Source organism: Caproiciproducens lactatisolvens (assembly GCF_052443335.1).
GTDB lineage: Bacteria > Bacillota > Clostridia > Oscillospirales > Acutalibacteraceae > Caproiciproducens.
The window spans coordinates 2,518,364-2,540,007 of the sequence record NZ_CP195750.1; the positions used below are offsets into that span (position 1 = coordinate 2,518,364).

Consider the following 21,644-nt stretch of genomic DNA (forward strand, 5'->3'; position numbering starts at 1 on the left):
TAAGGGGAATCGCAGCCTGCATTTCAACCGTCGCAGCCGGCATCACGGGGCAGATCATGAGCCAATCGTCACCCAAGGGTCAGGAATTTTTCAAACAGACCGGTCCCAACGTTTTCTTTCGCTCAATGGTTATCGCATCCTTTACAGCAGCCTGTAACTCCCTTGCAGATACAGTTTTCCTTATCGGAGGTAATGGCGCAGAAAAATTGTTTTGTTTTGCTGATGGTATCGGAGTCCAACGAGTAGTACGTCCATTTGCCTTCTTCTCTGCCCTTGACAAGCCCGCACTCGCACAGGAGCTTCATATGATGGGACAGAGTGGATTGGGACATCTCAAATTTTTCTAAAATCATGCAGGCGCAGAGCTCCCCGCAGGAAAGCATATCTACAATCATGGCTCTTTTGGGATCCCCCAGCGCCTTAAATACTTTTGTATATTCCGAATAGTTTTCCATACCAGCACCTCAAATCTATAAACTTCGATATGACTATTATATGCATCAAATCGAAAAATGTCAATATGAAATTGAAATTAAATTTTGCAAATAGTTACCCCCGGCACAGCCGGGGGTAACTATTTAATAAGAAAAACGGATCAGCATCTGCCAGTCCGTATCTATCGTATTGCTTGCAGTTTCATAGAATGCAAAGCTATGTTACCTATTTGGATTCCAATATATTCTGCAAAATTCTTCGACCTGCTTATCAAGCAATATCAGTGCAGTTTCTTCTTTCTCCGGCTCTCCCATATATTTAGTAAGCAAAAAGAAAATGGGAGAATAAAAGCTTACTGCCATTATTTCAGGATCAATCGAAATAAAATACCCCTGTCGTGTCATTTCACGAAATAGGTTTGCCTGATAAGTAATGCTTTCTTCCATAAATATTCTGTGATAAATTTTGTAGATCTCTGGAGAGTGGTACTGCTCCATCATTGCCATTCTCCAAAAGCGCGAAACGAAATCATCTTTCAGATAAAACAAAAAAATTTGTCTGCTAAGAGTCCGGAGGCCGTCAATGTTCAATTTTCCATATGCATTTGCTTCTGCCTTGCAGTCCCCTGAGGCCGGCCCGGCCACAGGAGAGAGTCCGGACATACGGTTTTGCATTTCTTTCACTATCGTGTCAAAAATCTCTTTTTTGCTTTTGAAATGCTTATACAGTGAACTGCCCTTGATTCCTACCGCATCCGCAACATTCTTTACGCTGGTTCCTTTGTAGCCTTTTGTGGAAAAGAGCGTCAGGGCCTCTTCGATAATTTTTTCTTTTGTTGTCATGTTGACTCCTTCAGTAGCATCTTGACCCGTGTCTCTTGTTCAAAGAGGGCACATCCGCCGGTATGCTCCCGCATCAGGTAGCCCTGCCGCAGCTTTTGAAAAAAGGGAGATTGCAAGGATTCCTGCAAAGAGGTATCAGAAACATTGACATCCGAGTACGGAGAAAACGGACAGGGCTCCGCCCCTCCAAATGCATTGATATGAAAAAATCCCCGCCCTGCTGCCAGGCAGCCTCCTGAACTTTTTTCATCTCCCGGAAAAGCAATCATTAACATATCCGAACGGCTGGCCCTGACAGCATCAAGCCTCTGGGCCAGCCGTTTTCTGGCTTCGTCATCCAGCGCCAAATCAGCGGTCCGAGGATCTACAGGAACATATTCCACATAAATAATTGCTTTACAGCCGTTGGCGCCCAATTCGTCGATAAAAGAATCCGATAAAACCTCCATCAGGTTCTGTTTTGTCACCGTGACGGAAGCTCCGAATAACAGCTGCCTGTTATGTAGTTCCTGCAGCGCGGTACGCAATCGTTGATAAATCCCGGCCCCACGTCGGGCATCCGTCGTCTCGCGATTTCCCTCAATGCTTACAATCGGGATTAAATTCCGTTTCCGATCCAGCAGTTCCAGATAGTCCCGATCAAACATCGTTCCGTTTGTAAAGACCGGGAACAAAATACTTGTATACTCTCCGGCTGTTTCCAGCACATCGCGTCGAACAAAGGGTTCACCGCCGGCCAGAAGGATAAACCCTATCCCTAAATCGGCTGCCTCCTGAAAAATGCTTCCCCACTGTTCCGCTCGCAGAAGCTGTTGGGCATTTTCGTTTGAATCTTGGTCATAGCAGCTATGGTTGGCTCTTGCGTAGCAGCCCTTGCAATGCAAATTACATTGTGTAGTGATACTTGCAATCAGAAACGGCGGAATATGCTGTCCATTTTTTTGCGCTGCCTGCCGTAGTTTGATGGACCGCTTACTCTGCGCGGCATACTTCGCCATAAAACAACTCTCTTTTGGGTTGTACAGAGTTGCTTTCAGAATACCCGATACGATATTTTCAACTCCGTCGGTCAAATACGATTCAAGATGAAAAGCTGCCTTCATTATATTTTTCCCCTTGCAGTAAAGCTATTAAATACTAGCTTTAAGTATAGCTAATAAGCGTTAGCTTGTCAAGGCATAAAACAAAGTTAGCTTTTGTCTGTTTACAATGTTTTTTCCGAAGCTAAACAAATTTCGGACTGCTACGATCTCTGACCTTTAAATGCAGCATACCGTACAAGCAAAGGGACATAAGCTGTATCGAAAGGCATGGTGATAAAATGGGAAAAAAGGAAACGCAGGTAATTTGCAAAAGTGTTTTCAAAAGCGGCGGGAACACGACATTAAAAGAAGAATTCACACAAAAGTGGATTGAGATTATCAATCAAATTGAAAAAAACAAAAGGATTACAATCGGTAAACGGTAATATGCAGGCCATTTGCTTATACTGGTAAATAAAATATAAGAAATGGCTTGTTCTGTCTCTATGGAGATATGAAGATATGAAAACAGCTATCTATTGCCGCTTATCGGAAGAAGACAGAAACAAGCATGCTGAAACGGACGACAGCAAAAGCATCCAGAATCAGAAGTCCATGCTGATTCAATACGCTATGGAAAAGGGGTGGGAAATCTATCATATTTACAGCGATGACGATTACACAGGTGCGGATAGAAAACGTCCGGAGTTTAATCACCTATTGGAGGACGCGCAACAGCATAAATTTGATATTATCCTTTGTAAAACGCAATCACGATTTACCCGCGAATTGGAATTAGTCGAAAAATACATTCACGGCTTATTCCCCGTTTGGGGTATCCGTTTTGTAAGCATAGTCGATAATGCGGATACCGCTAATAAAGGGAATAAGAAATCCCGGCAAATCAACGGGCTTGTAAATGAGTGGTATCTGGAGGATATGTCTGACAATATCCGCAGTGTTCTGACTAACAGACGGAAAAATGGTTTTCATATCGGCGCTTTTGCTCTTTATGGGTATCAAAAAGACCCGGAGCGGAAGGGGCATCTCATTATTGATGAGGAAGCCGCTGCCGTGGTCAGGGAAGTTTTCGTTCTTTTCTCACAGGGGTATGGTAAAACAGCCATCGCTCGTATGCTCAACGACAGGGGCATACCCAATCCAACGGAATATAAGCGTTTACATGGGCTGCGTTATCAGCAGCCAAAAATGAAAAACAGTACTCTTTGGAAATACTTTGCTGTCTCAGATATGCTGACAAACGAAATCTATATCGGCAATATGGTACAGGGGAAATATGGCAGCGTGTCCTACAAAACTAAGCAGAACAAGCCGCGGCCGAAGAGAGATTGGTATAGGGTTGAAGGAACACATGAGCCAATTATAGAAAGGGAACTTTGGGATAAAGCGCAAGCCCTGATTGCACAAAGAGCGAAACCATTCGATGTAGGTACAATCGGACTGTTTGCACGAAAAGCCCGCTGCGCGAACTGTGGTTATATCATGCGTTCCGCTAAAAACCGCGGGAAGCACTACCTGCAGTGCTCAAACCGCCATGTAGCAAAAGATGCTTGTGCCGGCTCTTTTATTCCCGTTGATAAATTGGAGCAAACTGTCATTTCCGAGCTGAATCGTTTGGCAGCAGAATATCTTGATAAAGACGAATTATCGCAGCAAATCAAATTTTGCGATCATTTGCAGGAGCAAAAATCCCGTATCCTTGCCGATATTGCAGTCTATGGGAAAAGGATTGCAGAGTATGCAAAAGGAATTCGCGATCTGTACATGGACAGAGTGAGGGGCACTATCACAGAAAGCGATTTCGTGGAATATTCAAAGAGTTTCACCGCTGAAAAAGAGAGGTTGGAGCATGTTGTGGCTGACGGTCAAAGGCGGCTGTCCGAAATTGATCAAAAAACGGAAACGGGTGATAACCGTCGGCAGTTGATCGAGCGATACACCAGCGTTGAACGCCTCAGCAGGGAGATCGTTGATACATTGATCGATTACATATCAATCGGCAAACGAATTTCCGGTACAAGGGATGTTCCTATTGAAATCCATTGGAACTTTTAGCGCAAAGTTGTTTTTATAGGATTGCAGCAGAGCAGAAAGCGCGCACCACCTATGACAATATCCTGCGCTTTACCGACGACCCGGACGTCCGTGACCCGATTAAGTTCCTGCGCCAGCGGGAAGTGGTTCATTACCAACGTTTTGGCGAAGGCCTGCGTATCATTACCGATCAGCTTGATTCGAAGAATTTCTATGCTTTCAATCCGGCGTTTGATACAAGAAAATAAATTCAGGTATGATAATAGCCCTCCCAGCAGTCAGAATGCCGGGAGGGCTATTTTATCAAACAGGGCCTCAGGCAGAACGATACAAACCAAAGCCCATACGGATTAAGCGACGATGCAGCCGTAAAGCTCCGTAAACGGATGCGTTTTGCAGTCCTTTAACAGTTCCGTGTAAAAATCCAATGCGTCATCAATGGTACCAATTCCATAGGAAATTTCATAATTACGATAGGCTTCCGTGTGCTGCGTCAGTTCCAGAATTCCCTTTTCCAGCCGCGGAATAAAGGAATCCGCAGGCCCTATGTCTTCCTGATTCAGAACCGTCCAGCCGCTTGAAGCCTCAATCAGACTGCGGAGATCCCATAAGATGCTATGATCTCCGCCTATGGTGACCCATTTATCGCTTTGCATTTTCACACATAAATAAACACGATATTTCATCAGATTTCCCCCATAAATTTTCCGCTATTATAGTAATTCGGACCGGAACAAGAATTTTTTGGGGTCGTCTGCAGGGAACACCCAAAAACTGCCTTTCAAGTGGCTGGCTTTATCTCCTGCTTTTGCCGGATTTTCTGAAACTTTCGTTCCCGTTCCACGCTGTGCCGGATTTTCCGGTTTTCTTTTGTTCACTGTTTCCCCTGCCCGCCTCATCGTACCGCTCATTGCCCTTGGAACTGGCGCCCGGGCCCGTCTTCGGCCTGTTGTTTTTATTTTCCGCCGGTTCTCCCGCCGCTTTTACTTTATCATCTGTCTCTGTCCCTGACCGGCTATTTCCGTTTTTTGCCGCGAAGGATTTTCCATTGGATGTTAACCCCGCGCCCTTTGTTGTCCCGGACCGGCCCTGATGAATATTAAACCTGCCGTCCGCCCGGGAAGAAGTTCCCTCCGCGGAGATCTTCGGCCACGCGGAAGAGGTACCGGCACCGCGGCGGGAAGCAGTACCCGTCGGGTCTTTATTCTGACCGTCCCCGGTTTTGGACTCCTGTTCAGCCGTTTCGATTGCCTTCCTGATATCCTTTACCGGTTTTTTCAGCCATTCCTGTATATCCACGCTTTCCGGGCTGTTCACGCTTGTCTGCAGCTTCTGTACCAAATTCAATTTTCCGGGAGTTGTCCCCAGGGACCGGGCCTCCTGCACCTGCCCATACCCAACGCCGACGGCCTCCACCTCGACCTGTGTGTTTGTATCTTCTACTGCCTGTTTAGCAGAACTCTGCAGCCCCTCCGCCAGCTTTTGGGAATTCTGTTCGTTTTCGCAGGAGGCCGCAATCAGGATTTCATCTGGATCCTCGGCGCTGAAATAACCGGTCCTGCCAATTTCCCCGACCGTATCCCGAATTGCTTCGTCAATGGTCTTATTCTTTAAATCCAGTTTCTGGATAATCTCCTCGCCGTCGCCGTTGACCGCCTCTGCGCTCAGCACCCTCTTAAATCTGTTGACAGAATATTCTATGGACGGATTTACATCAAGGCTGACATAAGAATACGGCGTGCAATAGGCCCACACACCCGCTCCGGACACAATGACAACAGCCGCTGCCGCCGATGCCAGCGCAGCGATTTTTCCCGGTTTCCTCAATCCCCGTTTCATCTCGATCTCTTGCCCAACCGCGTAATGACGATTTTTCACTTTGATGATACAGCCTTCGTCCGTCAGAGCAGCGGCATAAGACCCCCTGATTTCCACAATAACCGCTTTCATCTGTCCAGCTCCTCTCGAACGAACCGCATATACTCTGCGAGGAAGGGATAATCACCGGTCATGATCTCTACCGCCGCTATTATATACTTTCGGTGGCGTTCCAATATTTTTCGGGGCACCTTTGTGTCCTTTTCAATTGATTTCAAAGGCAGGTATTTTGAATTTCTCAGATCGTTCGTCAACAGGGGGCTGCGTATCAGATACGCAATTGCTTTCGCGCAGGATTTTTTCGTTTTCTCCGCCTTGGGAGAACAAGAAATCAAATCATAAAAAGAAAAGCCGTAGGAAGAAAAGACCTGATTGGCGGCTTCAATTTCCAGTTTCAGAGAATCGTCCGGCAGCTGTCCGGCCCGCTGAAAAACAGCTTTTCCAACCGCAGATTCCTCATTCTCATCATCCGGGTCGGAATCAAGGACAGAGAGGCTGACTGCGGTTTCGGCGCTGTGTCTGGACTGCGTGCGCAGGTAGTCGATCAGCCTTCGGCGGATCACCATCCTGGCAAACCCGACAAAGCCGCCTTTATCCAGCGAATAATCCTGAACCGCCTGAGAAAAAGCCAAAAGAGCGACGGACCATTCATCATCACTTTTGGAAACATAGCGGTGAACGGTAAAGGAGGCACATCTCAGGATAAACGATTCGTTCTGCCGGACAAAATCGTTCATTAGGCATTCATCATTGGCCGCCTGCACAGCTTTTCTGTTCATCTCCTGCAAGGATGTCCCCTCCATTCTTATCATTTAAAATGGATAATTTTGTCGTATTAAAAGGTATTTGTATATTTTACCGCATGAACTTTTGGATTGCAACGCAGTTCAGGAATATAAAGCAAAATGCCTGCCGCGGGTTGCTCCCGCGGCAGGCATCCTTTTTCTTTAAGATTCAAGCAACATTAATCGTAAGAAGAATATTGGCAAACGTTCGTTTTTCCCCCGTGAATATGGCAAGGCGGACGTCGGGCTGGCAGCAGGCGTTATAAAACGCGTGCCGCTCCAGGCCGCTTAGTTCCATTCCGCCGAGAAGTTCTTTGAATTCCCTGAAAATCGGCGGCTGTTCCCCCTCGGGGGTCATGACTTCCGCTTTTTCAAAATTGACGACTTCCCCCAGCACCTTCAGCACCTGAGTTACCTCCGGCATCCCGCTGGTAAGGCCCAGATAAACCTTGGCCGCACTCCCGCTTTTTGAATCGAGCGGATAGTTGCCGTCGGCAATCAGGATCTTGTCGCCGTGGCCGCACAGAGAAAGAAGGCGCATAATTTCCGGATGAATACAGGCTGTTTTTAACATAGCTGTTCCCCCTTATTTCTCGTTTTCTCTCAGGCTGCCCAGGGTTCCGCCCGGGTGCCACTTCACATAATCCTTAGGCGTGATTCCGCGGTTGACCTGAAGCACTACGCTCAGGCCCTGAAGGGCGACCATTTCCGCAAGGACGGAAAGGCGCGGCGCACGGTTCAGCGGGCCGCCCTCCTGTCCGACCCCGGCGAACAGGCAGGCGTCGCCCTTTTTAGCAAGCCAGGATTCCGGATTTCCCGTTACGGAAATCACCTTGCAGCCGTTATTTTTGATGGCTGTGACCGTGGATTTCAGTTCCCCGGTTTCGCCGCTGTTGGAAATGCAGATTACCACATCCCCGGCAACCAGCTGGCCGCAGGAGCCGTGCACGGCTTCGGTGCCGTGCAGAAAATAGGTCGGCGTACCGGTGGACGACAGCAGGGAAGCCATATACGCCGCGACATGGGACGGCTTGCCGATCCCCGTGATATGTACGCGGTTCCCGTTCTTCTCCGCATTCAGAATCAATTCCACCGCTTTTTCATATCCATCGCTTGTAATCGTCCCGGCAAACCCGTCAAATTCCTCTTTCGCCACACTGACAAAAGCCTGCAAAGCCTCCCGGCTTTCTTTTTTAATCATAGGTATCTCGCTCCCTTCGGGTTTATTTAAGGACTTCCAGCAGAGAAAAATCAAAATCCGTCCGATCTTCCCGCTTCATCAGTTCAACAACCTCCGAAAGGTGCGGCAGGGAAGGCTGAGCACCCATTCCGGAAACGGTCAGCGCCGCGGTATAGTTCGCGAAATGAAGCGCCTGCCAATGCTTCAACCCCGCGCAGACGCCGGTGATAAAGGCACTGACAAAGGAGTCCCCCGCGGCGGTCGGATCCTTTACTTCCACCACGTCGGCACACGGTTCATAGATAAATTCGTTCTGATTGGCAATCACGGCTCCCGCACTGCCGAGCGTGATCACCACATTTTTCACGCCCCTGGAAAGCAGGGAACCGACCGCCGCTTTCAGGTCGTCCTGGTTCACCCGGCTGCCTTCCCTGCGGATCTGAATGCCCGTAAGGTCGGCCGCCTCGTGCTCGTTCGGGGAGATATACGCCAGACGGGAAAGCAGTTTTTCAGAAAGCGGAGCGGACGGAGCCGAATTCAGCATCACCGGGACGCCCTTTTCAAAGGCATATTTCGCCACCAGCTCATTGATGCTCATCGGAATTTCCAGCTGCAGGACGACCATGTCGTACTGGCTGACGGCTTCCCTGAGGAAGCCGACTTCCCCGGGGACAATGGTCATATTGGCGCCCGGAACAACAATAATCCTGTTTTTTGCCGCCCGGCCGTCACCGACTTCCAGCAGCACGTTTCCAACCGCGGAGGATACTTCCGGGTCGGTCGCCACAAATCCGGTATGGATGCCGGACTCTTCGCAGGAGCCGATCAGCCGCTTTCCGAAATCGTCGTTCCCCACCTTGCCCACCATAGTGACCTCGGCGCCCAGCCGGGCCGCCTGCACCGCCTGGTTCGCGCCCTTTCCGCCGGGAGCGGTGCGAAAGCTTTTTCCCAGAACCGTCTCCCCGGAATTCGGGAATTTTTTCGTGCTGACAATCAGGTCCATGACGAAACTGCCAACCACCAAAATTTTGGGTTTCTTTTTCATATTTCTCCTCCCTACAGCTGAACGGTCATCGCGGAACCGGCTATGCTTTCACTTTTACACCGATGGAAGTAAGGGTGTCGATGAGAACCTTCTTCTCCTCCTCCGTAATGGGAGCGAGGGGTTTTCTGGCCGGGCCGACCTTGATTCCGGTAACCAGCTCGATGGCGGGACGCATAATGGAGTTGGGAAGAATTCTTCCGTTCTGGCCGCAGGATTTGCAGAATTTATAAAGGGGCACGAACAAATCCTTGGCCTTTTCATGATCGCCCGCTTCAAACGCTTTGATAATGGTTCTGATTTCGTGGCCGAAAATATGCGCGCCGCCGCTGACAACGCCCATGGCGCCCTGTACGATGGTGGGGAGCAGCATGATGTCGTCGCCGTTGAAAATAACGAAATTGGGATCGACTTTCCCGGTAGCGATAAAATAGTCCGTGATCTGGGTGGGGTTGATGCCGGCTTCGTCCTTGATGCCGATGATGTTATCGAATTTTGCCAGCCTTGCGACGGTTTCCGCTTCAATGTTGACCCCTACGAAAATCGGGATATTGTAGAGCAGGATATTGGCCGTTGTGCTTTCCGCCACCGCTTTGTAATGGTTGTAGATGCCTTCCTGTGTGGGTTTGTTGTAGAAAGGAGCGACTACCATGCACAGGTCGATGCCGCACTCAACCGCTTTTTTTGTCAGAGCAATCGTTTCCTTGGTGGAAGCGCAGCCGGTACCGGCGATGACGGGCTTTCTGCCGGCGACGGTCTTCACCGCCGTCTCCATCAGCCTGACGCGCTCGTCAAAGGTCAGAAGGGAAGCTTCTCCGGTGGTGCCGGTTACGATAAAGGAATCGCAGAGGTCGTTGGCGATGAGGTATTCAATCAGCTCGGCATATCTGCCATAGTTGACTTCTTCGTTCTCATCATAAGGGGTTACCAGGGGAAGAAGAATCTGGCCATATTTCGCTGTAAACTCTTTTCTTGTCATTTTGAATAACTCCTTCTTTGTTTTATTGAACAGCCTTCCGGCATGAAGACCGTTTCGATAAATCATCAACTTGTAAGATTGTCTGACGTCATAACTTCAGTATATACAAGAAAACAAAAATGTCAATCATTATTTCAAAAAAATAATTAGCTTGACAGATTTTTGAGCAATTTGTATACTGGTTGCATATCCGAAGCTAATGATACGGAGATGCAGCAAATGGAACAAATCAAAAGAATTTCATTAACGGACACCGTTGTGGACACCATCAAAGAACAGATTATCATGGGAACTTTCAAAGCGGGAGAAAAATTTGCACCCGAAGCAGCGCTGTGCAAGGAGCTGGATGTCAGCCGTCCGACCCTGCGCGAAGCGTTCAAAGTGCTGGAGGCCATGGGCTATGTGGAGCTGAAATCCGGCAAGGGTTCCTTTGTCGCCGACTGGAAAAAGAAGATCGAAAACAGCAAGCCGCTGTTTGTCGCCAACCGCGCCACCTTTCAAGAGTATATCCAGGTCCGCCAGGGAATTGAGCCGATTGCCATGCGCCTTGCGGTAGAAAAGCTGACGGATGAGAAGTACCGGGAGCTGGAAGCGATTCATTCCGCGTTCGTCAGGGCCGTCGACAAAAAGGACGCGGCTCAGCTATTGCTGCTGGACGAGGCTTTTCACGAAGAGATCATGAAGCTGTCGGGCAATAAACTGCTCATCAATATCAGCAAGAGCCTGGTCAACCTGTTCCGCCAGTTCCGCGCTTACACCTTCTCTGACAGCGGAGTCTACAGCAACGCCCTTCCCTACCACACCGAAATTCTCAAACAGATGAAGGAAAGGAATGTCGAGGGAAGCGTCAATACTCTGATCAGGCATCTGCAGACGATCGAGTCCGACATGCACGCGCTTTTGGGAACGATGATGTCAGAATAGGCTACGGCCCGCGGAAAATTATTTTAGCGGCGGGCGATTTTCTCTATTGACAGACTTTGCATAGTAAAGTATAATAACCACAAGATTAATTGTCAGACAATATTACAATCATATTGTTATGCTTGTTGGTTACCGCTTTCGGCATAAAGCGGGCCAGATTCGTCCGATGTCATGTGATTATGATATTAGGAGGAAGTTCCAGTGGCAGAGAAGAAGCTCTATGGCATTATCGCTCCGCTCATCACTCCCTTTACAAAAGACGGCGAGCTGGATGAGGCACTTGTTGAAAAGGAAATCAAATTTTTACTGAAAGCGGGCGTTCACGGAATCAGCCCCGGCGGCAGCACCGGCGAAGGAGCCGCTGTGACCGACGAGGAACTGGTCCGCATGATCGAACTGATCCGCTCGATCGACAGGGACATCCCGATTGTGGCCGGAATTATCCGCAACAGCACCAGGGCGGCCGTCAAAGGCGCGCTGGCCGCAAAGGCTGCGGGCGCGGACGCGCTGATGGTTACCCCGGTTTCCTATAATGTGCTTGTCCCGGACGACGAAGGCAACTACAGCTTTTACGAGGCTGTTTCCAAGGCGGCGGATTTACCGATCGTCATTTACAACGTCGTCCCCCAGAACACCATTTCCGCCCGCCTGTTCAGCCGTCTGCTCAACATTGAGAATGTGATCGGCATTAAGCAGAGCTGCGGCGGCATTATGGCATTTTACGAAATGAAGATGGTAAACGGCAGCCGCGGCAAAATATTCAGCGCGACGGACGACATGCTGTATTCCACCTATGAGCTCGGCGCGGACGGCGCTATTTCCGCTATTCTGACCGTATTCCCCGAGATCTGTGTGGAAATGTGGAACGACGTGCAGAATAAAAACAACGCCCATGCTCTAAAGCTGCAGAACAGGATGTACGCCACCTGGCAGGCCATCGCCGGAAACCAGTTCCCCATCCGGATTAAGCACGCCCTCCGTCTGCTGGGCAGGAACCCCGGTTATCCCCGTTCCCCGATCACCCATATTGCGGAGCAGGATCAGGAAAAAATTGAAACCGCTCTCAGAGAGGCCGGTTTTATCCAATAATTCTTCTTCGGCACAATCCTTACATAATTCCCCTTTCTATTTTTATCCCCGAACCGATATGTTCCTGATTTTATTCATAAAGCTCACCTCCCGCATACTGTGACGACTGCTTCGGCCATCCGTCATCCGATGCGAGGTGAGCTTTTTCACATGCCCTGCCCGCATCGCGGACGGAGCGTAAAACATCCCTTCCGTTTACCGGAAGGGATGTTCGAGGGAGACAAAAGAAGAAAAGCTTGGCCGGCAGGTTACATCATGTATTTCAGGTTGGCGCGGATCGCCCTGCGGAGCTCCAGATCGTCCTTGTCGGTAGCGTTCAGGATATAATCCGTCAGCTTTTCCAAAGTCGCGTCATCCGTGGAAATTCCGATTTCTTCCAAAGTGACCGGGACATGGATACTTGCCAGGAATTTTTTGATTGCTTCGATCTCCTTCTGCGGAACCCCGTTGACTCCCAACTGAAGGGGGATTCCCAGGCCGACCAGCTCTCCGTGCAGATACTGGCGGCGGACCTCCTTGTACATGCAGCAGACCGCGTCGTAAAAGTTATGGGCAAGGGCCAGCTGCTTGCCGCCGGTGGAAAGGTTGGAAACCAGCCCGGTAAGCATGATGTTGCAGCAAACGATGTCTTCCACCAGATCGCAGTGTTCCCCGTTTACGAAGGCTTCATAGGCCTTCTGCGCCTTTTCCAGATAGTTGTCGTAGGTGTATTTCGCAACGACCGTCGCGGCGTCGGTATTGGCACGGTTGTTGGCGGTTCCCAGCCGGATCATGGTAAACATGATTTCCGGGTTCTTCGCCATCGCGTCCGCGATGCCGGAGGCGAAATAGCGCGGCGGGCAGTCGTCCTGGACGATCTCCAGATCGACAATGACCGCACTGACCTCGTGATGCATAAACCGGCTTCCGTTGACCGACCCGTTTTCATTGTAAGCGACATAAAGGACGGCGTAGGAGGCGCAGGTGGCGGAGGAAGTGGGGACCGTAATGATCTTCACGTCCGTCAGGTCGCTGGCGGCTTTTGCGATGTCTATGGTTTTGCCGCCGCCCACACCGATGATAACGTCAGCGCCGCTCCCGCGGACCTCCTGAGCGATCTGTTCAAAGCTTGCATCCACTGCCGGCCCGTCAAATGCCTTTACCGCATAGTCCACCCCGGCCTGCTGCAGCTTCATTCCCATTTTCTTCATTACCTTGGCCAGTGTGGTTTCATCGCCTAAAATATAGGCTTTCCGGCCGATGGACGAAGCTTCGGCGCCGATTTCGTCCAAAGCGCCGTAATACTGTATGTACCGCCCCGCGCCAAGTTGGATCGCTTCCCGATTATTCATAAATCCGTACTCCTTCTGTATTGTAACATTGTTCGTTGAGCATACTGACTGATATCAGACAATCTATGATTGTAAAAATAATACCATCAATATCGGGAAATTACAACCCTTTTATGAAAAACAGGATTGATAAAATCCGGATTTATTTGTTAAAAGCCTCGTGCGCGGTCTCCGAACTGTCCTGCCCCTGCACCAGCATGGACATATCTTCCAGCGCGATCAGGATGTGCGTTTCCATTGCTTTGGAGGCTTCGGCGGGGTCGTGCCTGACCAGTGCCTGAATGATATCCTGGTGAGGCTTCACCGCGTGCGTACGGTTTTCCGGAATGGAATACGAGTGGGCGCGGTAGGACCTGAGCGCATCGGAAATCTGCGCGTTAATGGTGATAAACAGCGGATTGTGCGAGCCTTTCGCGATGCCGGCGTGAAAATATTCGTCGTACATAATGATCTGGTTGATCTGTCCGGTATGAATGGCCTGCACAAAATTTTCGTGGATTTCCATCAGGCTGGCCAGCTCGCTGTCCGTCATATTTGTGGCGCAGAGCTTTGCCATCATCTGCTCCACCGCAAGGCGTACTTCCATGATGTCCGCAATTTTATAATTGTTCACAGAAAACCAGTTCTTTGCAATGCTGGCGGTAATGTCGCGCGGCTGGGCGACAAACGCGCCTCTCCCGTGCTGAATATCCACATACCCCATCGCCTGCAGAATGCGAAGGGCTTCCCGAATGGTGGAACGGCCCACCTGAAGCTGCTGGCTCAGTCCGTTTTCGGAAGGGAGCTTATCCCCGGAAGAATAGTTCCCGGTAATAATATATTCTTTAATAGCTTCGACCACTTTGTCCGTGATGGAAACCTTTGTGATTGGCTGCATACAGCAGAACACTCCTCTCAATAATACAGGAAACGTATTACTAAAAATAATTATAAAATGTTTGAAAGAAAAAAGCAACTAAGAACTTCATGATCTTAAGCCAAATTTGCATTTTTTGTCAGATCTCCTTACAGATGATTTTAAAATATTGCACATAAAAAAATTAAAAGATTAAAAATAAATATATAATTAACTTAAAAACACTCTTGACAGATGGAATTTACTCTCGTATAATTTACATATGTTATCAGACAATCATATGATTTTATGATCTTACAAATCGGCGTGAAGGTCTTCGCGAATCCCATTCAGTATTATTTTAGGAGGAGAAAAAAACAATGAAAAAGGTCGAAACCATGAGTGCACACGGGGCAACCACCATCGGCAAGAGTTGGTTCAGGAAGATCACGGCTTTGGTAATGGCATTATGTTTGACATTTTCCTATGGGTGCGCGGGCAATTCACAGTCGTCGGACGCTTCCGGCAGTCCGAGCACGGCAAATTCCGCTGCAGAGCAGAAGTTTGACGGCAAAATCACCATCGGCGTTTCCGCAGGTATCACCGGAAGCATCCCGATGGCAGGCGAAAGAACGCTGCAGGGTGTAAAAATGGCGGTTGAGGAAATCAACGCCAAGGGCGGCGTGCTGGGCAAGGAGCTGGTGATTGAGGTCGCGGACGACCAATCGAACCAGAGCGTCGTTATCAACGCGGTCAACAAGCTGGCCAGCAACCCCGACGTGGTCGCCATTATCGGGCCCCACCTGAGCGGCAGCGTCATGGCGGCCAGCGATACCCTGAAAAAGGCGAAGGTTCCGTTCCTGTCACAGGGAACCAGCCCGAAGCTGAGAACCATCGGCAACGAATATCTGTTTAAAATCAGGCCCTGCGACGCGATTTCCGCGGAAGTCGCCGCGAAATACGCGGTGGAGGACCTGGGCGCCAAAAAAGTCGGAATCTCCTACAACAACAACGATTTCGGCGTAGGCGGCAAAGGCGTGATCGAAGCCTATCTTACCAAGGTCGGCGTCCCCTTCGTTTCCGAAGGACACAACTCCGGCGACAAGGACCTGACCGGTCAGATCATGAAGCTGAAAAACGAAAATGTCGACGTCGTGATTTCCTGGACGGACGACGCGGAATCCGCGCTGACAGCACGTCAGTTCTATGAGCTTAACCTGAACAAGCCTGTCATCACCTCCACCGCCACCTCCACGCAGCAGGTGCTCGACCTGATCGACGAAAAGGCCGTCGAAGGCTTCTACAGCGTATGCGATTTCGTAATTACCGATCCGTCCGAGGAAGTGCAGGATTTTGCAAAACGTTTTAAAGAAAAATACGGGATTGCCCCGGATCAGTACGCGGGCAACAACTACAGCGTCACTTACCTGATCGCGGACGCGATCACCCGCGCCGGCAAAGCCGACAGGGAAGCAATCCGCGAGGCTTTGGCCAGCACCAAGGATGTTTCCGGATTATCCGGTACATATCATGCCGACAGCAACAACGAGTTGATCCACGAGTGCAAGCTGGTTCAGATCAAGAGCAAGGTTCCTCAGGTTATCAAGACGATTTCTGTCGACGTAAAGTAAGTGCACTTCCCGCCTGTTGTTGCATCTTGCGCCGCAGCAACAGGCGGATTTTTTATGACAATACGGAAAGAAGATGAAAAAAACAATGCTGGAAAGCGTCTTGCAATTAATCGTAAGCGGCGTTGCCATGGGCTTTATTTATGCTCTGGTCGGCATCGAATACACTCTGGTCTGGAATTCAACCGGTCTTCTGAATTTCAGCCATGACAAATTCATTATGCTGAGCGCCTACATCTTTGCGGGTACCTTCGTAATCCGGATGGGCCTTCCCCCGGCCCTGGGGGTGCTCGCGTCCTTGCTGGTAATGTTTCTTTTCGGCGTGCTGGTGGCGGTCGGGATTTTCAATCCCCTGCGCAGCATGGCCTCTCCTATTTTTGCCGTTATGGGCACCGTCGTGCTTGGACGGATCATCTCGGAATTGGTGCGTCTGATCTGGGGGCCCATTCCCTTCACCCTTCCGAATTATCTGACGGGAACCTATCAGATCGGAAACATTATTATCGGCCGCGTCAATGTCTGGATCATTGTCATATCGTCTCTGCTGGTCGCCTCGCTGCAGATTTTCTTCAAGACGACCAAAACGGGAAAGGCCATGCGCTGCGTACAGCAGAACAAAAAAGCCGCCACGCTGATGGGAATTGACGTCAGCAAGAACATCGTGTTTACCATCGTGCTCAGTTCCCTGGTATGTACGGTCATCGGCATGCTCGTCATCCCGCTGTTCACGGTGGATACCGCCATGGCGAATATGATCGGGCTCAAGGGCTTTTCCTCCGGCGTCATCGGCGGCTTCGGCTATCTGCCCGGCGTCATCGCGGGCGGCGTTTTCCTCGGCGTCCTGGAAAATTTCAGCACCATCGTGCTTCCGGCCGTTTACAAGGACTGTGTCGGCTTCGTGCTGATGATCATCTTCCTGCTGGTCCGTCCGTCCGGCATTTTGGGACACCGGAAAAACCTGCGTTAGAAAGGAGCATGCCGGATATGAAAAAAGTTAAAATTGCGCTGATGGCCCTGGTAATGGCTTTGCTCATTGCATTCCCTCTGTTTGACAGCAATCTTTATCACCAGCAGCTGATGAATCAGGTGTTTGTCAATATCATCGTGGTCATGGGCCTGAACTTTATTACCGGCCTGACCGGCCAGATGAATCTGGGCACGGCGGGCATTTTCGCGCTGGGCGCCTACGGCTCCGCGCTGACGTGCACCAAGCTGGGCACCCCGGTCTGGCTCGGCTTCCCGATTGCCATTGTGATCGGCTTCCTGATCGGAAGAGGGCTCGGCTACCCCAGCCTGCGTGTAAAGGGCGTCTATCTGTCGCTGACCACGATCGGTTTCAGCGAGGTCGTCAGGCTGATTCTCACCAACGCCATCGATTTTACGGGAGGCTCCCAGGGCGTTCAGAACATCCCTTTCCTGAATCTGTTCGGGTTTGAATTCAACACGCCGTTTAAAATCTATTACCTCTATTTTGCTCTTACCATTATTATGGCCATCGCGGCGGCAAGAATCGTTTCCTCCAAATGGGGCAGGGTCTTCAAAGCCATCCGCGACAACAGCGACGCGGTGGAAGCGTGCGGAATCGACGTCGCAAACCTGAAAATCCTTGCTTTCACAATGGCGGCCGTCTACGGCTGTATCGGCGGTTTCCTGTATACCCACATGATGGGCTACATCAATCCGACGGCGTTCAATCAGGACCTGTCGGTAAACTACCTTGTTATGATGATGATCGGCGGCATCGGCTCCGTAGCGGGAAACATACTGGGCGCCGTCATGGTAACCCTTTTGCCGGAAATCCTGCGCTTTATGCAGAATTATTACTGGCTGATTTTCAGTATTATCACGCTGATTTTCGCAGTGTTCCTGCCGTACGGCATTGTGTCGCTTTTCAAAAAATCGGAAAGGCAGGAAAGGCATTTCGATATATTCCATTCCATTAAGAAAGCCCGGGAAATATGGGGAGGAAGGATCGCCAAATGAAGACAATATTAAGAACTGAAAATGTTGTAAAAAACTTTTCCGGGCTGGTCGCGGTACGCGATTTGACCTTCGAAATGGCTGAGCGGAACATCCACGCGCTGATCGGGCCGAACGGTTCCGGAAAAACCACGACCATCAACATGATTACCGGCGCTTTTCCGGTAACGAGCGGCCGGATTTTCTACGGGGACACCGAAATCAGCGGAATGCCTACCCACCAGATCGCCCGGCTGGGAATCGGAAGGACGTTCCAGAACCTGAAGCTGTTCACCTCCATGACGGTAATGGAAAACCTGATGGTGGGCGGTCATCAGATGATGCCCGCCGGCATTCTCCGCTTTCTGGTCGATCCCGCCAAAAGCAGGCAGGAAGAAAAACAGGTGGAGGAAAAGGCAAAACAGGTTCTGGATTTTATCGGCATGTACGACCTGAAGGACGAAAAAGTCTCGTCGCTGCCGTACGGACGCCAGAAAATGACCGAGCTGGGCCGCGCGCTGATGATGGACCCCAAGCTGCTTTTCCTCGACGAGCCCGCGGCCGGGCTGAATCCTTCCGAGCGTGTGGAGTTCGTCAATATCATGCTGAAAACCTTCGACCTTGGCATCGACCTGTTCCTGATTGAACACAACATGGACGTCGTCATGAACATTTGCAGCCGGATCACCGTTCTGAACTTCGGTGCAAAAATCGCAGAGGGTACGCCGGATGAGATTAAGAACAACGAGGAAGTCATCAAGGCATATCTGGGCAACAGATACCAGTCCGAGAAAGCCTAAAGGAGGAGGTTGAACCGTGCTAAAGATTAATAAGATTGACGTATTTTACGGGAAAGTGCAAGCCCTCTTCGACGTTTCCATGGAGATCAACGACAAAGAGATCGTGTCCATCATCGGCGCCAACGGCGCGGGAAAGTCCACGCTGATGAAAGCGATCGCCGGGCTGAACAAAGCCAGCAGCGGCTCCATCGAATTCATGGGCGAGGAGATCGGCAATGTCCGCGCCCACAAGATCGTTCACAGGGGAATCGTCTATGTTCCGGAAGGCCGCGAGGTTTTTCCCGAAATGTCCGTGCTTGAAAATCTGGAAATGGGCGCATTTAACAGAAAATTTTCCAAAGCGGAGCTGAACAAAAACATCGAGGAATCCTACGCCCTTTTCCCCCGGCTGAAGGAACGCTCCAAGCAGCTGGCGGGCACCCTCAGCGGCGGCGAACAGCAGATGCTTGCCATTTGCAGAGGAATGATGTCCGACCCGAAGCTCATTATGTTCGACGAGCCTTCTCTGGGCCTTGCCCCAGTTACCGTCAGCGAAATGTTTGACGCGATCGTAAAAATCCACGAGGTCCGCAAAATCCCCGTCATCATCGTAGAACAGAACGCATTTATGGCCATGTCCATTTCCGACAGGACCTATGTCATGGAAGTGGGCCACATGGTGCAGTGCGGAAACAGCAAGGAACTGCTGAACAGCCCGACGATCAAAAAAGCGTATCTTGGCGGATAAAGGAAAGATGGTGCATTATGAAACTGATCCGTTACCAGTTTGAAGAAAAAACGGAATTCGGAAGCCTGGAAGAACAGACCGTCCGCCGCCTGAAGGGCGATATCGGGAGCGGCTTTTCCGAAACCGGGGAAACGGTTCCGCTTTGCCGGGTCCGGCTTTTAAGCCCGGTCATGCCGGGAAAGGCGGTCTGCATCGGGCTGAACTACAAGGACCACATTGCGGAATCCGGGGCAAAAACGCCGGAATCGCCGGTCGTGTTCCTGAAACCGAGCACTGCGGTAATCGCGCCGCAGCAGGAAATCGAGTATCCCGCCATTTCCTCCCACGTGGATTACGAGGGCGAGCTGGCGATCGTGATCGGGAAAAAGGCAAAACAGGTTAAAAAGGCAAACGCGGCGGAATACATATTGGGATACACCTGCGCAAACGACGTCAGCGCGCGCGACTATCAGCCGACGGACGGGCAGTGGACCATCGCGAAGGGGTTTGATACCTTTCTGCCGCTGGGCCCCTGCATCCAGACGCAGGCCGACCCCGCAAATCTGGAAATACGGACCTATCTGAACGGCCGCCTGGTCCAGCACTCCAACACGTCCCAGCTGCTGTTTCAGCCGTATGAGCTTGTCAGCTACCTTTCGCGGATCATGACTCTGGAACCGGGGGACGTCGTTCTGACGGGAACCCCTTCCGGCGTAGGGCCCATTCGTCCCGGCGACGCGGTGGATGTGGAAATCGAACAGATCGGACGGCTGACAAACACAGTGAGAGCCGCCCAAATACGATAAAAGGAAGCTTTGCAGCAAAGGGAGTGAGGAATATGAAACCCATTCACAAGGTGTCTGTAACTGACCAGACAGTAGAAAAACTGAAAGAACTGATACAGACCGAAGGCTATCAGATCGGCGACCGGCTGCCGACACAGGCGGAAATCGGACAAATCCTGAACATCGGCCGCTCCGCGGTCCGGGAAGCGATCCGCGTGCTGGAGGCGGAAGGAATCGTAGAGGTGCTGTGCGGCAAAGGCGTGTTCATCATCAATCCCGTCGGCAATGAAAAGCAGAACGCCGAGGATTGGTATGAGCAGAATAAAACGAGAATCACCGACTTTGTCAACGTGAGAGGCGCAATGGAGCCGCTGGCGATCAAGCTGGCGATGGAACGGGCGACTCCCGCGGACATGGAAAAGATACACGAGAAGCTGCTGGCGTTCGAGCAGGCGGTGGAATCGGGCGACCCAAGCGTCATGGAAACAACCGATTATGAATTTCACAAGGCAATTTTAGAGACAAGCCGGAACCAGTTTATCCTGAACATCATGGACAATATCAACTGGCTGCAGCGGGAGCTGCGCTGCGAGTCCTTCAAAAGCCACAGGGAAGGCCTGAACGCGCAGGAAGGGCACCGCAAAATGTACAACGCAATGGTAACCAATCAGGTAGAAGACGCTGTAGAAGAGATGAGAGTCCACGTTGCCAATTCACGCATCAATTATCTGAAAATGCTGAAAAATCTGCAGCCCGAAAGTATGAAAAAAACGCTGTGACAGAAAAGCCTTATACAGATTGAACTCATCCGGCTTTCAGCAGAAGGCCGGATGAAATAAAAAGGAGAGTTTTGCAATGAAAAAGGAAATACAGGATATTGCCCCCGGCCTGGTCAGGGGCGTAGACGTCCAGATGCCCGGGGCCGCGCAGGTTTACCGGGAAAACTGGTTTGAGTGGAGAGCGACGACCCTGCGCGCCGGTATGAAACAGAGCACACTGGCGGGCGGGGTGCTGAACATCTGGAAGCATACGCCGGTTTTTGCGGAGCTGGAGTACCATGAGGACTGCGAAATGTTCTATTTTGTGCAGGGGACCGCCATCATGCCGTTTGCTGACATAAAAGACGGAAAGATCGATATGGACAGCGTCCAGCTCGTCAGAGTCCCCGCCGGCACGCAAATCGTCATCCATCCCGGCAAGGCCCATTTCGTCGCCGTGGCGCAGGACGACACGCCGGTTACGATCATTGTGGCCAGTCCCGCAATGGACGCTCCCCGCCTCAGCCCCGCGGAGCCGCTGGAGGGGATTCCCGAAATCTGAAAGCTCCAATCATTCATGACATAAATTGAAGTCATAAACTCTTCCAGGC

Annotated in this window: 23 protein-coding genes and 1 pseudogene; 12 read left to right on the forward strand and 12 right to left on the reverse strand. The window is 50.6% G+C overall.

Translation table 11 applies throughout. From position 1 onward, the window contains the following. Window positions 1-122 precede the first annotated feature (122 nt). The 3 genes from ACRQV7_RS12320 to ACRQV7_RS12330 form a co-directional block, all read right to left on the reverse strand. The gene (locus ACRQV7_RS12320) at window positions 123-455 is read right to left on the reverse strand and encodes an ArsR/SmtB family transcription factor (protein WP_275715286.1); all 333 of its coding nucleotides are present in this window, start codon (window positions 453-455) and stop codon (window positions 123-125) included. Window positions 456-656: 201 nt separating this feature from the next. Further along, entirely contained in the window at window positions 657-1,277 is a 621-nt protein-coding gene (locus ACRQV7_RS12325) for a TetR/AcrR family transcriptional regulator (RefSeq protein ID WP_444658366.1), read from the reverse strand. Continuing rightward, the gene (locus ACRQV7_RS12330) at window positions 1,274-2,380 is read right to left on the reverse strand and encodes a radical SAM protein (protein WP_444658367.1); all 1,107 of its coding nucleotides are present in this window, start codon (window positions 2,378-2,380) and stop codon (window positions 1,274-1,276) included. The genes ACRQV7_RS12325 and ACRQV7_RS12330 overlap by 4 nt, the downstream gene beginning before the upstream one ends. Window positions 2,381-2,821: 441 nt before the next feature. Here ACRQV7_RS12330 and ACRQV7_RS12335 point away from each other — a divergent pair, with 441 nt between their 5' ends. After that, the gene (locus ACRQV7_RS12335) at window positions 2,822-4,375 is read left to right on the forward strand and encodes a recombinase family protein (RefSeq protein ID WP_444658368.1); all 1,554 of its coding nucleotides are present in this window, start codon (window positions 2,822-2,824) and stop codon (window positions 4,373-4,375) included. Window positions 4,376-4,395: 20 nt separating this feature from the next. Continuing rightward, a pseudogene (locus ACRQV7_RS12340) lies at window positions 4,396-4,602 on the forward strand (manganese catalase family protein); the annotation flags it as partial. A 102-nt stretch (window positions 4,603-4,704) separates the two neighbouring features. Here the strand turns inward: ACRQV7_RS12340 and ACRQV7_RS12345 are convergent. The 7 genes from ACRQV7_RS12345 to dapA form a co-directional block, all read right to left on the reverse strand. Beyond that, the gene (locus ACRQV7_RS12345) at window positions 4,705-5,040 is read right to left on the reverse strand and encodes a hypothetical protein (protein ID WP_275715278.1); all 336 of its coding nucleotides are present in this window, start codon (window positions 5,038-5,040) and stop codon (window positions 4,705-4,707) included. 109 nt (window positions 5,041-5,149) lie between these two features. Continuing rightward, window positions 5,150-6,304, reverse strand: coding sequence for an anti-sigma factor domain-containing protein (locus ACRQV7_RS12350; protein WP_444658369.1), 1,155 nt, complete (start codon window positions 6,302-6,304; stop codon window positions 5,150-5,152). After that, window positions 6,301-7,011 (reverse strand): sigma factor, encoded by a 711-nt coding sequence (locus tag ACRQV7_RS12355; protein WP_275715563.1) that lies wholly within the window; start codon window positions 7,009-7,011, stop codon window positions 6,301-6,303. The genes ACRQV7_RS12350 and ACRQV7_RS12355 overlap by 4 nt, the downstream gene beginning before the upstream one ends. Before the next feature lie 175 nt (window positions 7,012-7,186). Continuing rightward, entirely contained in the window at window positions 7,187-7,591 is a 405-nt protein-coding gene (locus ACRQV7_RS12360) for an RbsD/FucU family protein (RefSeq protein ID WP_275715276.1), read from the reverse strand. Window positions 7,592-7,603: 12 nt separating this feature from the next. Further along, window positions 7,604-8,218: a KpsF/GutQ family sugar-phosphate isomerase gene (locus ACRQV7_RS12365; protein WP_444658370.1), complete on the reverse strand. Its 615-nt coding sequence runs from the start codon at window positions 8,216-8,218 to the stop codon at window positions 7,604-7,606. Window positions 8,219-8,240: 22 nt separating this feature from the next. Further along, window positions 8,241-9,242 carry a ribokinase gene (locus ACRQV7_RS12370; protein ID WP_275715272.1) on the reverse strand — a complete coding sequence of 334 codons (1,002 nt, stop codon included), beginning with the start codon at window positions 9,240-9,242 and terminating at the stop codon, window positions 8,241-8,243. Between the two features lie 40 nt (window positions 9,243-9,282). Then, window positions 9,283-10,218 carry a 4-hydroxy-tetrahydrodipicolinate synthase gene (gene dapA, locus ACRQV7_RS12375; protein WP_275715270.1) on the reverse strand — a complete coding sequence of 312 codons (936 nt, stop codon included), beginning with the start codon at window positions 10,216-10,218 and terminating at the stop codon, window positions 9,283-9,285. 219 nt (window positions 10,219-10,437) lie between these two features. On the opposite strand from dapA, the gene ACRQV7_RS12380 reads away from it, so the two are divergent. Both ACRQV7_RS12380 and ACRQV7_RS12385 read left to right on the forward strand, forming a co-directional pair. Beyond that, window positions 10,438-11,142, forward strand: coding sequence for a FadR/GntR family transcriptional regulator (locus tag ACRQV7_RS12380; RefSeq protein WP_444658371.1), 705 nt, complete (start codon window positions 10,438-10,440; stop codon window positions 11,140-11,142). Window positions 11,143-11,343: 201 nt separating this feature from the next. Further along, the gene (locus ACRQV7_RS12385) at window positions 11,344-12,231 is read left to right on the forward strand and encodes a dihydrodipicolinate synthase family protein (protein ID WP_275715266.1); all 888 of its coding nucleotides are present in this window, start codon (window positions 11,344-11,346) and stop codon (window positions 12,229-12,231) included. A gap of 248 nt (window positions 12,232-12,479) precedes the next feature. Here ACRQV7_RS12385 and ACRQV7_RS12390 read toward each other — a convergent pair whose 3' ends face one another. Both ACRQV7_RS12390 and ACRQV7_RS12395 read right to left on the reverse strand, forming a co-directional pair. Next, window positions 12,480-13,562, reverse strand: coding sequence for an iron-containing alcohol dehydrogenase (locus ACRQV7_RS12390; protein ID WP_275715264.1), 1,083 nt, complete (start codon window positions 13,560-13,562; stop codon window positions 12,480-12,482). A 142-nt stretch (window positions 13,563-13,704) separates the two neighbouring features. Then, complete coding sequence (locus ACRQV7_RS12395) at window positions 13,705-14,439, reverse strand: FadR/GntR family transcriptional regulator (RefSeq protein ID WP_275715262.1); 735 nt, start codon at window positions 14,437-14,439, stop codon at window positions 13,705-13,707. Window positions 14,440-14,777: 338 nt separating this feature from the next. On the opposite strand from ACRQV7_RS12395, the gene ACRQV7_RS12400 reads away from it, so the two are divergent. From ACRQV7_RS12400 to ACRQV7_RS12435, 8 genes are all read left to right on the forward strand, one after another. After that, window positions 14,778-16,028 carry an ABC transporter substrate-binding protein gene (locus tag ACRQV7_RS12400; protein WP_444658372.1) on the forward strand — a complete coding sequence of 417 codons (1,251 nt, stop codon included), beginning with the start codon at window positions 14,778-14,780 and terminating at the stop codon, window positions 16,026-16,028. Window positions 16,029-16,101: 73 nt separating this feature from the next. Continuing rightward, window positions 16,102-16,992 carry a branched-chain amino acid ABC transporter permease gene (locus tag ACRQV7_RS12405; RefSeq protein ID WP_275715258.1) on the forward strand — a complete coding sequence of 297 codons (891 nt, stop codon included), beginning with the start codon at window positions 16,102-16,104 and terminating at the stop codon, window positions 16,990-16,992. Window positions 16,993-17,009: 17 nt separating this feature from the next. Next, window positions 17,010-18,008: a branched-chain amino acid ABC transporter permease gene (locus tag ACRQV7_RS12410; RefSeq protein ID WP_444658373.1), complete on the forward strand. Its 999-nt coding sequence runs from the start codon at window positions 17,010-17,012 to the stop codon at window positions 18,006-18,008. Then, on the forward strand, window positions 18,005-18,784 hold the full coding sequence (locus ACRQV7_RS12415; protein WP_444658374.1) for an ABC transporter ATP-binding protein: 780 nt from the start codon (window positions 18,005-18,007) through the stop codon (window positions 18,782-18,784). The genes ACRQV7_RS12410 and ACRQV7_RS12415 overlap by 4 nt, the downstream gene beginning before the upstream one ends. Before the next feature lie 16 nt (window positions 18,785-18,800). After that, entirely contained in the window at window positions 18,801-19,511 is a 711-nt protein-coding gene (locus ACRQV7_RS12420; RefSeq protein ID WP_275715252.1) for an ABC transporter ATP-binding protein, read from the forward strand. Window positions 19,512-19,528: 17 nt separating this feature from the next. Next, the gene (locus ACRQV7_RS12425; RefSeq protein WP_444658375.1) at window positions 19,529-20,296 is read left to right on the forward strand and encodes a fumarylacetoacetate hydrolase family protein; all 768 of its coding nucleotides are present in this window, start codon (window positions 19,529-19,531) and stop codon (window positions 20,294-20,296) included. Window positions 20,297-20,328: 32 nt separating this feature from the next. Next, a complete protein-coding gene (locus ACRQV7_RS12430) occupies window positions 20,329-21,054 on the forward strand; it encodes a FadR/GntR family transcriptional regulator (protein WP_444658376.1) in 726 nt (241 codons plus the stop codon). A 76-nt stretch (window positions 21,055-21,130) separates the two neighbouring features. Next, a complete protein-coding gene (locus tag ACRQV7_RS12435; protein ID WP_444658377.1) occupies window positions 21,131-21,595 on the forward strand; it encodes a hypothetical protein in 465 nt (154 codons plus the stop codon). Window positions 21,596-21,644 lie beyond the last annotated feature (49 nt).

Excerpts from the sequence above, each read along its gene's own strand:
- ACRQV7_RS12320 (WP_275715286.1), bottom strand. The coding sequence starts at position 455 with ATGGAAAACTATTCGGAATATACAAAAGTATTTAAGGCGCTGGGGGAT.
- ACRQV7_RS12325 (WP_444658366.1), bottom strand. The coding sequence starts at position 1,277 with ATGACAACAAAAGAAAAAATTATCGAAGAGGCCCTGACGCTCTTTTCC.
- ACRQV7_RS12330 (WP_444658367.1), bottom strand. The coding sequence starts at position 2,380 with ATGAAGGCAGCTTTTCATCTTGAATCGTATTTGACCGACGGAGTTGAA.
- ACRQV7_RS12335 (WP_444658368.1), top strand. The coding sequence starts at position 2,822 with ATGAAAACAGCTATCTATTGCCGCTTATCGGAAGAAGACAGAAACAAG.
- ACRQV7_RS12345 (WP_275715278.1), bottom strand. The coding sequence starts at position 5,040 with ATGAAATATCGTGTTTATTTATGTGTGAAAATGCAAAGCGATAAATGG.
- ACRQV7_RS12350 (WP_444658369.1), bottom strand. The coding sequence starts at position 6,304 with ATGAAAGCGGTTATTGTGGAAATCAGGGGGTCTTATGCCGCTGCTCTG.
- ACRQV7_RS12355 (WP_275715563.1), bottom strand. The coding sequence starts at position 7,011 with ATGAACAGAAAAGCTGTGCAGGCGGCCAATGATGAATGCCTAATGAAC.
- ACRQV7_RS12360 (WP_275715276.1), bottom strand. The coding sequence starts at position 7,591 with ATGTTAAAAACAGCCTGTATTCATCCGGAAATTATGCGCCTTCTTTCT.
- ACRQV7_RS12365 (WP_444658370.1), bottom strand. The coding sequence starts at position 8,218 with ATGATTAAAAAAGAAAGCCGGGAGGCTTTGCAGGCTTTTGTCAGTGTG.
- ACRQV7_RS12370 (WP_275715272.1), bottom strand. The coding sequence starts at position 9,242 with ATGAAAAAGAAACCCAAAATTTTGGTGGTTGGCAGTTTCGTCATGGAC.
- dapA (WP_275715270.1), bottom strand. The coding sequence starts at position 10,218 with ATGACAAGAAAAGAGTTTACAGCGAAATATGGCCAGATTCTTCTTCCC.
- ACRQV7_RS12380 (WP_444658371.1), top strand. The coding sequence starts at position 10,438 with ATGGAACAAATCAAAAGAATTTCATTAACGGACACCGTTGTGGACACC.
- ACRQV7_RS12390 (WP_275715264.1), bottom strand. The coding sequence starts at position 13,562 with ATGAATAATCGGGAAGCGATCCAACTTGGCGCGGGGCGGTACATACAG.
- ACRQV7_RS12395 (WP_275715262.1), bottom strand. The coding sequence starts at position 14,439 with ATGCAGCCAATCACAAAGGTTTCCATCACGGACAAAGTGGTCGAAGCT.
- ACRQV7_RS12400 (WP_444658372.1), top strand. The coding sequence starts at position 14,778 with ATGAAAAAGGTCGAAACCATGAGTGCACACGGGGCAACCACCATCGGC.
- ACRQV7_RS12405 (WP_275715258.1), top strand. The coding sequence starts at position 16,102 with ATGAAAAAAACAATGCTGGAAAGCGTCTTGCAATTAATCGTAAGCGGC.
- ACRQV7_RS12410 (WP_444658373.1), top strand. The coding sequence starts at position 17,010 with ATGAAAAAAGTTAAAATTGCGCTGATGGCCCTGGTAATGGCTTTGCTC.
- ACRQV7_RS12415 (WP_444658374.1), top strand. The coding sequence starts at position 18,005 with ATGAAGACAATATTAAGAACTGAAAATGTTGTAAAAAACTTTTCCGGG.
- ACRQV7_RS12425 (WP_444658375.1), top strand. The coding sequence starts at position 19,529 with ATGAAACTGATCCGTTACCAGTTTGAAGAAAAAACGGAATTCGGAAGC.
- ACRQV7_RS12430 (WP_444658376.1), top strand. The coding sequence starts at position 20,329 with ATGAAACCCATTCACAAGGTGTCTGTAACTGACCAGACAGTAGAAAAA.
- ACRQV7_RS12435 (WP_444658377.1), top strand. The coding sequence starts at position 21,131 with ATGAAAAAGGAAATACAGGATATTGCCCCCGGCCTGGTCAGGGGCGTA.